Annotated in this window: 1 protein-coding gene; it reads right to left on the reverse strand. The window is 44.8% G+C overall.

Features of this window, described 5'->3' with window-relative positions:
- Positions 1-148: 148 nt before the first annotated feature.
- Positions 149-2,989, reverse strand: a complete 2,841-nt coding sequence (locus F0261_RS19635) for a TonB-dependent receptor (RefSeq protein WP_171338722.1) — start codon at positions 2,987-2,989, stop codon at positions 149-151.
- Between the last annotated feature and the right edge of the window lie 378 nt (positions 2,990-3,367).

Consider the following 3,367-nt stretch of genomic DNA (forward strand, 5'->3'; position numbering starts at 1 on the left):
TGTTGTGGGGACTTTGGGGTTAGCATGGTGAACACTCCGAATTTCACTATGCCTATTAGATCAAAGCCCCAGACTTTCGTCTAGGGCTTTTTCAACAGTCTGCGGCGCTAATAAGCGCCGTTTTTATTATTGCTCAATATTACGTAAATTACATTTTGTACGCTACGGTAACGTAACCGAAGCGGCCAATGTTGTCGTACGCGCCGTCTATTGAACCCGTGCCTGTCGTGCCTGTCGGTAGCGCACGGTTAAACAGGTTATCAATACCCACGGTTAGGCTAACACCGTTAGCAAAGTTGTAACCCGCGGTCACGTCAGTCACAGCGTATGACGGCAGTTCCATACGGTTGCTCGGATTTGGGTTACGCGCTAACTCTTGGTTGTCGTAAAGGCTTGAACGTTCTAGGTAGCGAGTTTTCCAGCTTGCTTCCCAATCACCACGGCTATAGTTGATGGTGAATACACCCTGCCAATCAGATTCTCCTGCCGTACCTGCGTACTGATAGAATACTTCAGGGTTATCTTGGAATGGGAATTCTTTGCGGTCTTTAAGGTAAGTCGCAATCAAGCTAGTACGGAATGCGCCTTCTAGCGCGTCGAAATCATATCCTAGTTCGAAGTCGATACCCTTGGCTTCTTGACCCGCGATGTTCAATGCATAGCTACGAATCTGAGTGATTTCACCGGTAGTTCCATCACGGTCGATAAGGCCACAGTATACGTTGTTAATACCCGACTCAGAGTCAACACAGCGGTCCAAAATTGTTTGGCCGTCAATAGACGAAATCGCGTCTGTCAGCTCGATTTCCCAGTAGTCAACAGTAGCGGTAAAGCCTTCAAACCAGCTAGGAGTATAGACAACACCTAGTGTTTTAGAGATTGAGCTCTCCGCTTGCAAGTCGATGTTTCCACCGTTTACGCCCTCTAGCGTTGCTGAGTCGTAATCAGAGTTGAAATCTGCAGGGATACCTAACGCTGCACAGTTTGCAATGCGTTGGTCGGCGTTGGCTAAGTCAGCAAGGTTGTCTGTACGACATGGATCGTCTACGCGGAAGAAGGTTTGGCTTGCTTCACCATAAAGTTCACCGATGTTCGGCGCGCGTAGTGCAGATGATTTTGTCGCACGTAGACGTAAATCTTCATACACTTTCCAATCTAGACCAAGCTTCCAGCTTTTCGCGTTGCCAATCGAAGAGTAGTTGGCAATACGCGCCGCAGTATCAAATGTCAGCATTTCTACGCCAGGGAGATCGGCAAGTAGTGGAATAGTAACTTCAGTAAATACTTCTGATACATAGTAATCGCCTTTATCTTCACCTAGGGTGTTGAAAAAGGTACCCGCTGCATTATCAGGTTCTTCAATTTCGCTTTTTTCTTTGCGATATTCAACACCGGCTGCAAAGCCAACGTATCCTGCAGGTAATTCATAAATACCAGAGTTTGCGATGGTTGCGCCAGCGTTGTATTGTTCAATTTTGCTTGTGCCAACTGATGTAGTATTGACGTAGTCAATTGCTTCTTGTGAAGGCTGACCAAAGCCCATAATGTTCAGCGGTACACAGCCGTCATCACTACCAGACGCACAAACAATGTTTCCATCGCCGTCAGTTATTGCGTTAAGTGCATTCTCGAAGTTTTGCAGAACAAGGTTGTTGCGGTTCTCACGCTCTAGTTCTGTTTTACCGTAGTTTACAAATGCCTCGTAGCTCCACTCGTCACCCATGTAGCCTTCGATACCTAGCACGTAGCGGTAAGTTTCACGCTCGTCTGCTTCGGTGCGGCGCCCTAGGTCAGTCATCATGCGGTTAAGCTGAATGCTGTCTAGTTCGTTTTCATCCATGTATGCGGCAACGCTATCATCTAGAAAGGCATTGTTACGATAAATGGTTGTCTCTGAGCCGCCATAGAAGAAAGCAGGCTGGCCCATTGTAATTGCACGAGTACGCGCGTACTTAGCCTGTGCATACACTGTGGTGTCGTCGTTTAGCTCGTAGTTACCTTTTACATTTAGGTTAGTACGATCAAACTCAGGCTGAAGCTGCGTAAACTGGCGCAGGTTAAACGAATCACAGTTTGCGCAGAACGCACCGTCTACTTGATCACCGGTGTAGATTTCGCGAATTGAACCGTCAGCGTTGAAAGTCTGAGAGTTGCCGCCAAAGACGCCAGAGTTGTTTAGTGTGTAGTAGCCCGCATTAGCAGTGTAAAAGTTGTCAGGAAATGCCGTTGAATTTAACTGGTCTTCACTGCGCTCGTATCCCATGATGCTTTCAAAGCTCATATTACGATACGACGTTGCAGTCCAAGGGTTGTCAAGGGCCTCTAAAGCTTCTTGTGAGCTGTATTCGGCTGCAAAAGCAATGTTGCCGCGATCATTGTCGAAGTTAAAGCCGTATGATGCTTGGTATTTGTCGTTCTTATAACCGTTTTCCTGTGCAAAGCCTTGCGTCGCACTCACGTCGAAACCTTCAATGTTCTTTTTAAGAATGAAGTTAACAACACCAGTTACTGCATCTGCACCATAAACCGCAGAAGCACCGCCAGTAACGATTTCTACGCGCTCAATCCATGAAGTAGGGATGGTGTTGGTATCAACCGCTGCAGAACCAGCTGAAGAAGATACGTGACGTTTACCGTCTACCAATACTAACGTGCGGTCAGTACCCATACCACGTAGGTCAAGAATATTTAGACCAGCAGTTCCAATAAATTGACCTGAATTACCCAATGAGAATGTGTTTGCAAGTGAAGGAAGCTCATTAAGCACCTCACCAATGTTCATCGCACCTGAATTAAGAAGTGACTCACCAGAAATGGCTGTTACTGGTGATGGAGCGATAGCGCCCTGACGAGAGATACGAGAACCGGTGACCTGAATTTTTTCAACGTCAGCGCTTTCATTTGTTGAGTCCTGTGCAAGAACGTTGCCTGAGGTCAACGCGACACTTCCTGCTAATGCTAACTGAACTGCAGTTGCAATATTTTTCATGGATTGTTCCTAGTGAATTAGATTTACGTGCTTGTTGTTGGTTAACGCCCCGTAAATAGGCAAGGGCTAGCCAAATTGCATGCGTAGTTTTTACTTATGTTGCAATGGCGCGCATTCTAATTATCTAGTATTAAATAAATCAATTTTTTGCGGTGAATTAAATTCTAGCTATGAAAGAGTTAACTTAATTTTAAAGAATTTATAAATAGTAGGTTTAATTAATATTTTTAAGTTTTGTATTAATAATGTTCAATAATTTTTTTTATATTGACCATGTGGTCGAAAAGTGTCTTTTTAGAGCTCTTATTAAGCGGTTTTCGTCTTGTTTTTCATTTGCTTGTTTAATTTTGAGTTAGAAGGTTTTTGCTCGTATATTGC

This window comes from Alteromonas sp. 07-89-2 (genome assembly GCF_013113925.1).
In the GTDB taxonomy this organism is placed as follows: domain Bacteria; phylum Pseudomonadota; class Gammaproteobacteria; order Enterobacterales; family Alteromonadaceae; genus Alteromonas; species Alteromonas macleodii.